Genomic DNA, 6,952 nt, shown 5'->3' with positions numbered 1-6,952 from the left:
ACCAGTTCAGCTTGCCGGCGATTGCGGTGGCCCGGCCGACTCATTTGGTGGCTGACCTGACGCCATCGCCGGCAAGCCGGCTCCTACAGGTGGCGATGGTGGTTTTAATTGAGCCGTTCACATATCGAACGGTAGGAGCTGGCTTGCCAGCGATGGCGGAATGTCTGTCAGCGAAGATGCCAACTGAACCCCCGCAATCGCCGGCAAACCGGTGGTGGTTTTAGCGGGCCAGCTCACGCAATACCGTCAGCAGCGGTGTGCTGCCTTTGATCACATGTTCATGCTCGAAACAGATCCAGCCTTCGTTGAAACCGTCCACCATGCGCATGCGTGGCAACGGGTTTTGCGCGCCTTGCGAGCGCAGCAGGGTTTCCCAGGTATCACGCTCAACCACCTTGGCCCATACCTCACGGCCGAGTATCTGCGCCAGCGTTTGGGCAATATCGTTGGGGCTGACCCATTGCCCCTCCAATTCCACCACTCGCTTCCCGGACCAGTCCTGCTGCAGCAGTTGCGCCGCGAGTACACCGATATCTGCCGTGGCAATCATCGGCACGGCCTTGTCCAAGGGTTGCAGGAAACTGTGGATCACCCCGGTTTCACGGGCCGTGACCAGGTCGTAGGCGGCGTTTTCCATGAACCAGCCCGGACGCAGGAAGGTCACCGGCAGATCGAGGGCGCCGAGGGCCTGTTCCATCAGGGTGCGCTGGGTCAGCAGGTTGACCTGCTCGGCCTGGGCGCCAATGGTCGACAAGCACAACACCTTCTTCGGCGCAGCCGCCTGCAAGGCCTGGCTCACGGCGGTGATCACTGCACGGGCCTCCGGGAAGCCGGGCAGTGGGTCAAACCCTGGTGGCGGCAGGATGAACACACCGGTCGCGCCTTTGAAGGCAGCGGTCAGTGCCTGGGCATCTTCCATCCGGGCAAACGCCACTTCACAGCCCAGGTCCGCCCAATAGGCCGCCTTGGCCTCATCGCGAATCACGGCGCGAACGGGCTGGCCCGCCTTGAGGAGATTGCGTGCCAGGGCGCCGCCGACTTTGCCTGTAATACCGGTAATCACGTACATGAGCTTTACACCTGTGGTTCCAATGAGTGGAGCCCAGCATAAAGACCGTCGACTGTTGACAGAATAGCGATCAAGTCACTGCGCAAGTGACTCAAAATCATCAATGCGCCAGCGGGGGCAAACGTCGTTTCACCGGGGTCTTCTTGACGATGGCGGTATTGGTTTCGGCGTAGTGATTGAGGCGGTCGAGCAGGGTGTCCAGTTGCTCCATGGTGCGCACGTGCAGGCGCGCGATGAAGCAGTCGTCGCCGGTGACCTTGTCGCACTCGGTGAACTCCGGGATCGCCTGGATCTGGCGTTCCACCTCCTGCAATTGGCCGGGCAGTGGGCGGATGCGCACGATGGCCTGTAGCAAATAGCCGAAGTGCTTGGGGTCGATGTCGACCGTGTAGTGGGTCAGTACGCCGCGTTCTTCAAGGCGGCGCAGGCGTTCCCCGACGCTGGGCGAAGACAGCCCGGTAATGCCGGCCAAGGCCTTGAGGGATAATCGCGAATCGTCCATCAGGGCGGCGATCAGTTGCTGGTCGATGGTGTCAAGCATGGTGCCCGCCTAATAAGAAAAGGTGAATCGAAGGGTTTGCCTTTTTTAGTCGCTGGAGGCGCTGCCGAGCAGATTGCCATAATTGAGCCTCACTTGAGGAGCTTCCATCGTGGACACATCTATCCGTCGCGGTTCGTGGGAAATGATCGCCGCCATGCTGATCTCCGGCACCATTGGTTGGTTTGTGCTGGTATCGGGCGTGTCGGTGATCGAAGTGGTGTTCTGGCGCTGTGTGATCGGCGGACTGACGCTGCTGCTGGTGTGCGCCGTGCTCGGTTACCTGCGCCTGGACCTGCTCAGTTGGGCCAAGGTCGGGCTGGCGGTGCTCAGTGGCGTGGCTATCGTGGGCAATTGGTTGCTGTTGTTCGAGTCCTATTCCCATGCGTCCATCGCCATCAGCACAGCGGTGTACAACGTGCAGCCGTTCATGTTGGTGCTGCTGGCGGCGGTGTTTCTCGGTGAGAAGATCACCGTGTTGAAGCTGGCGTGGTTGAGCGTGGCGTTCCTCGGCATGCTGGCGATCGTGACCGCCCATGGCGAGCAGCAGAGTGGAGGGGATTATCTGGCGGGGATCGCGCTGGCGTTGGGGGCGGCGTTCTTGTATGCGATTGCCGCGTTGATCATCAAGCGTTTGAAGGAGGTGCCGCCGCATTTGATGGCGTTGATTCAGGTCGCAACCGGTGCCGTGTTGCTGGCGCCGCTGGTGCCTTGGCATAGCTTGCCTGCTGCGCCGAATGCCTGGGCGGCGCTCGTGACCCTTGGGATGGTGCATACCGGTTTGATGTACGTGTTGCTGTACGGCGCGATCCAGAAACTGCCGACGGCACTGACCGGCGCCCTGTCGTTTATCTACCCGATAGCGGCGATCTTCGTCGATTGGTTTGCCTTCGGGCACCGCCTGGGCTGGCTGCAATGGCTGGGCGTGGTGGCGATTCTCTTCGCCGCCGCTGGCCTGCAACGTGGTTGGACCTGGAACCTTGCGGTAAAAAGTCTAACCCCCCACAAACCCCAATAACCTCTGTAGTGAGCGGGCTTGCCCCGCGCAGCGGTGTGCCAGGCGCCTCTTTTACGTCTGACACACCGCCGCGCGGGGCAAGCCCGCTCACTACAGTTAGTGGGTGCCTTGGAAGATGATGTTTTCGGGGTTGAAATGCTCTACCGAACTGCCGGGTTGTGGCAGGCCGAGGATGTGCCCCTTGATCTTGCCGACCACATGCATTTCGCACGGCTTGCAGTCGAACTTGAGGGTCAGCACTTCGTCGCCATGAATCAACTGCATCGGCGCGACCTTGGTTTTCACCCCCGTCACACCCTTGGCCTGTTTAGGGCACAGGTTGAACGAAAACCGCAGGCAATGCTTGGTGATCATCACCGGCACTTCGCCCGTTTCTTCGTGGGCTTCGAAGGCCGCGTCGATCAGCTTCACCCCATGACGGTGGTAGAAGTCGCGGGCTTTCTGGTTGTAGACGTTGGCCAGGAACGACAGGTGCGCCTCCGGGTACACCGGTGGTGGTGTGGTCTCGGCTTTACGTCCGCCACGAGGGTGAGCGGCCACACGGGCAGCTGTCAACGCCTCGATCACTTCGCGACGCAAGGCCTTGAGCTGCGAATTGGGGATGAAGAACGCTTGCGGTGCATCCAGCTGGATGTTCGTGGCGTGGTATTCGGTGGTGCCCAACTGGCCAAGCAGGTCACGCAGGGTGTCCAGCGCCTGTTCCGGCTTGTTGGCCACGCCAAACGGGCCGGGCAGGGTCACGCTGGCACTGATGCCTTCTTCGCTGGTGGCGGTCACTTCCAGCTGTTCTTCGCGCAGACGAGCAGCCCAGGTCAGGCCGATGCGGCGCTCGGATGAGGTCTTGAGCAGCGCCTGTTGCCAGTTGTGGTCCAGGTTGCGGTTCAGCGGGTGGTTCGGGCGCAACTGGTGCAGGCCGGCTGGCATTTCATTCGGCTCGACGCGGTAGCGATAGCGCTTCTCGCCGTCTTCCTCGAACTCGCCTTTCGGCTCGGCGATGTTGGCGCGGAAACCCACCACTTCGCGCTTGATCAGCACGTTGAGGCCGTCGCCGTTGGACAGTGGCTCATGGGTCACCACTTGCAGATCACGCTTGCCGGCTTTTTCCACCACACCCACCGGCAAGCCGGTGAAGGTCGGGGTGTCGAAGGCGCCGATGTCGACCTTGCGGTCGGTGACGAAATAGTCGGTGCTGCCACGGTGGAAGGTTTTTTCCGGGTCGGGCAGGAAGAAATGCGCGGTACGGCCGCTGGATGCGCGGGCCAGGTCCGGGCGATCTTCGAGCACGTCATCGAGGCGCTGGCGGTAGTAGGCGGTGATGTTCTTCACATAGCCCATGTCCTTGTAGCGGCCTTCGATCTTGAACGAACGCACACCGGCTTCGACCAGGGCGCGAATGTTGGCGCTCTGGTTGTTGTCTTTCATCGACAGCAGGTGTTTTTCAAAGGCCACGACGCGGCCCTGGTCATCTTTCAAGGTGTACGGCAGGCGGCAAGCCTGGGAGCAGTCGCCACGGTTGGCGCTGCGGCCATTCTGCGCGTGGGAGATGTTGCACTGCCCGGAGAACGCCACACACAGCGCGCCGTGGATGAAGAATTCGATGGCGGCATCGGTTTCGTCGGCGATGGCGCGGATTTCCTGCAGGTTCAGCTCACGGGCCAGGACCAACTGGGAGAAACCGGCCTGGTCGAGGAACTTGGCGCGCCCCAGGGTGCGGATGTCGGTCTGGGTGCTGGCATGCAGCTCGATAGGCGGAATATCCAGCTCCATCACGCCCATGTCCTGCACGATCAAGGCGTCAACGCCGGCGTCGTAGAGCTGATGGATCAGCTTGCGCGCCGGTTCCAGTTCGTTGTCATGCAAGATGGTGTTGATGGTGGTGAACACGCGCGCGTGGTAACGGCGGGCGAACTCGACCAGCCCGGCGATATCGCTGACGTCGTTACAGGCGTTATGGCGGGCGCCGAAGCTTGGGCCGCCGATGTAGATGGCGTCGGCGCCATGCAAGATAGCCTCCCGCGCGATGGCGACATCGCGGGCAGGGCTGAGCAATTCAAGGTGATGCTTGGGCAAGGACATAGTTTTTTTAGTCAGGCTTGTCACGGTTGAGGCGCGCATTGTAGCCGCGAAATGCCTGGGCAGCATCTACCGCAGGGCTGTCGGGCTTTGGCGAGGTGGGTCAGGGGATATCTGTATTGGCCGTGCGGCCGCCATCGCAGGCAAGCCAGCTCCCACAGTCGAGCGCATTTCAAAGGGTGAACGCGGTCCCCTGTGGGAGCTGTCGAGCTTTAGCGAGGCTGCGAAGGCGGTGGATCAGGCGCTATCTGTATTGGCTGAACCACCGCCTTCGCAGGCAAGCCAGCTCCCACATTGTGAGCGCATTTCAAAGGGGGGACGCGGTCACCTGTGGGAGCTGTCGAGCTTTAGCGAGGCTGCGAAGGCGGTGGTTCAGACGATATCTCTATTGGCTGTTTCACCGCTTTCGCAGGCAAGCCAGCTCCCACAGTGGATTGGCGTCAGGCCTTGGCCGCCATCGCGGTGACTTCCACGCGCATGCCTTGTACCGCCAAGGCGGCTATGCCCACGGCGGCGCGAACCGGCCATGGTTTGGCGAAGAAGCGCTTGTAGACTTCGTTGAACGCGGCGCGATCGGCCATGTCGGTGAGGTAGATGGTCAGGTGCATCACCCGGTCCATGGAACTGCCGGCCTTTTCCAGGGCGACTTTCAGGGCTTGCAGGGTGCATTCGCTTTGCAGGGTGATATCGCCCAGCTCCAGGCTGCCGTCGGCGCGGGTCGGGATCTGAGTGGAGACCAGGATGCCGTTGAAGCCAATCACATCGGAAGAAATCGAATCGGCGTCGGGGTCCGGGGTGTAGTGCAGGTCGTGGTTGGCCATGGGCGCCTCTCGTTGGCAGGTTCAGAAAGGCGCCATGGTCCCCGAAAATGACCGCAGGGGCAAACTACGCCCAGCGGCGGAACAGCACACTGGCATTCACGCCGCCAAAGCCGAAGCCGTTGGATAGCGCGTATTCAATTGGCATCGTCCGCGCTGCACCGCGCACCATGTCGAGGCCGTCCGCAAGCGCGTCGGGGTTCTCCAGGTTGAGAGTGACCGGGGCGATCTGATCACGCAGGGCGAGCACGGTGAAAATCGCTTCAATACCGCCCGCAGCACCCAACAGGTGGCCGGTGGCGGATTTGGTCGAACTGATCGCCGGGCTGCCGTTTGCACCGAATACGGTTTTGATTGCTGCCAGTTCGCCTTTGTCGCCGACCGGTGTGGACGTGGCGTGAGCATTCAAATATTGCACTTGCGCAGGTTCGATACCGGCCTGGCGCAGCGCCTGGGTCATCGCCCGGCGTGCACCGTCCCCATCTTCCGGGCCGGCGGTCATGTGATACGCATCGGCACTGGTGCCGTAACCCACCAGCTCGGCAATCGGCTGGGCGCCACGGGCCAGGGCGTGTTCCAGTTCTTCGATCACCAGGATGCCGGCGCCTTCGCCCATGACGAAGCCGTCGCGCGCCTGGTCAAACGGGCGGGAGGCGCGCTCGGGGCTGTCGTTAAAGTCGCTGGACAGCGCCCGCGCCGCCGCGAAACCCGCCAGGCTGACCCGGTGGATCGCCGCTTCGGCACCGCCACACACGGCCACATCCACCTCGCCGGCACGGATCATTCGCGCGGCGTCACCGATGGCTTGCACGCCCGCCGCACAGGCGGTCACAGGCGCGCCCAATGGGCCTTTCAAACCATAATTGATCGACACGTGCCCGGCCGCCATGTTGCTCAAAAACGACGGAATGGTGAACGGCGACAGGCGACGCGGGCCCTTGCTGTCGGTGGTGCGCACGGCATCGGCAATCGCCGGGAAGCCGCCCACGCCCGAGGCAATGATGGTGGCGGTGCGCTCCTGTTCCTCGACCGTCTTCGGTGCCCAGCCGGCTTGCTTCAACGCCTCATCCGCCGCCGCCAGGGCGAACAGGATGAAGCGGTCCATCTTGCGTTGCTCCTTGGCGGCCAGCAGTCGGTCCGGGTCAAAACCGGCTTGGGGATCCTGCTCCACGCTCTGCACCTGGCCGCCGATGCTGACGGCCAGGTCGCCGATCAGTTCTTCCGGCAGGCGACGAATGCCCGATTGCCCGTTCAGCAAGCGTTGCCAGGTGGATTCAACACTGGCACCCAACGGCGTCAGTGCGCCCATGCCTGTCACCACGATACGTTTACTCATGATCAATCGACTCCGGTTGCGTTGAGGGTACAGACCCTATGGACGTCACTATCATCATGAAAGTAACATGGCGTCACACAAGTTTGTACTCGCACACAGG

Annotated in this window: 6 protein-coding genes; 1 reads left to right on the top strand and 5 read right to left on the bottom strand. The window is 62.0% G+C overall.

Going from position 1 to position 6,952, the window contains the following annotated elements:
• Positions 1-220: 220 nt before the first annotated feature.
• Both HX792_RS11255 and HX792_RS11250 read right to left on the bottom strand, forming a co-directional pair.
• A complete protein-coding gene (locus HX792_RS11255; protein WP_176996153.1) occupies positions 221-1,069 on the bottom strand; it encodes an NmrA family NAD(P)-binding protein in 849 nt (282 codons plus the stop codon).
• A gap of 100 nt (positions 1,070-1,169) precedes the next feature.
• The gene (locus tag HX792_RS11250) at positions 1,170-1,610 is read right to left on the bottom strand and encodes an Lrp/AsnC family transcriptional regulator (RefSeq protein WP_176996152.1); all 441 of its coding nucleotides are present in this window, start codon (positions 1,608-1,610) and stop codon (positions 1,170-1,172) included.
• A 109-nt stretch (positions 1,611-1,719) separates the two neighbouring features.
• On the opposite strand from HX792_RS11250, the gene HX792_RS11245 reads away from it, so the two are divergent.
• Positions 1,720-2,625, top strand: coding sequence for a DMT family transporter (locus HX792_RS11245; protein ID WP_176996151.1), 906 nt, complete (start codon positions 1,720-1,722; stop codon positions 2,623-2,625).
• Between the two features lie 96 nt (positions 2,626-2,721).
• On the opposite strand, the gene HX792_RS11240 is transcribed toward HX792_RS11245, so the two are convergent.
• The 3 genes from HX792_RS11240 to fabF all read right to left on the bottom strand — a co-directional run bounded on the left by HX792_RS11240 (position 2,722) and on the right by fabF (position 6,852).
• Complete coding sequence (locus tag HX792_RS11240; protein ID WP_176996150.1) at positions 2,722-4,701, bottom strand: U32 family peptidase; 1,980 nt, start codon at positions 4,699-4,701, stop codon at positions 2,722-2,724.
• A 437-nt stretch (positions 4,702-5,138) separates the two neighbouring features.
• Positions 5,139-5,519 (bottom strand): RidA family protein, encoded by a 381-nt coding sequence (locus HX792_RS11235; protein WP_176996149.1) that lies wholly within the window; start codon positions 5,517-5,519, stop codon positions 5,139-5,141.
• A gap of 64 nt (positions 5,520-5,583) precedes the next feature.
• Positions 5,584-6,852, bottom strand: coding sequence for a beta-ketoacyl-ACP synthase II (gene fabF, locus HX792_RS11230; RefSeq protein ID WP_176996148.1), 1,269 nt, complete (start codon positions 6,850-6,852; stop codon positions 5,584-5,586).
• Positions 6,853-6,952 lie beyond the last annotated feature (100 nt).

The sequence above is a fragment of the Pseudomonas sp. B6002 genome, assembly GCF_013385985.1.
In the GTDB taxonomy this organism is placed as follows: domain Bacteria; phylum Pseudomonadota; class Gammaproteobacteria; order Pseudomonadales; family Pseudomonadaceae; genus Aquipseudomonas.
Note: the sequence above shows the minus strand (reverse complement) of the source record. Positions and strands in the feature narration are given on the sequence as shown.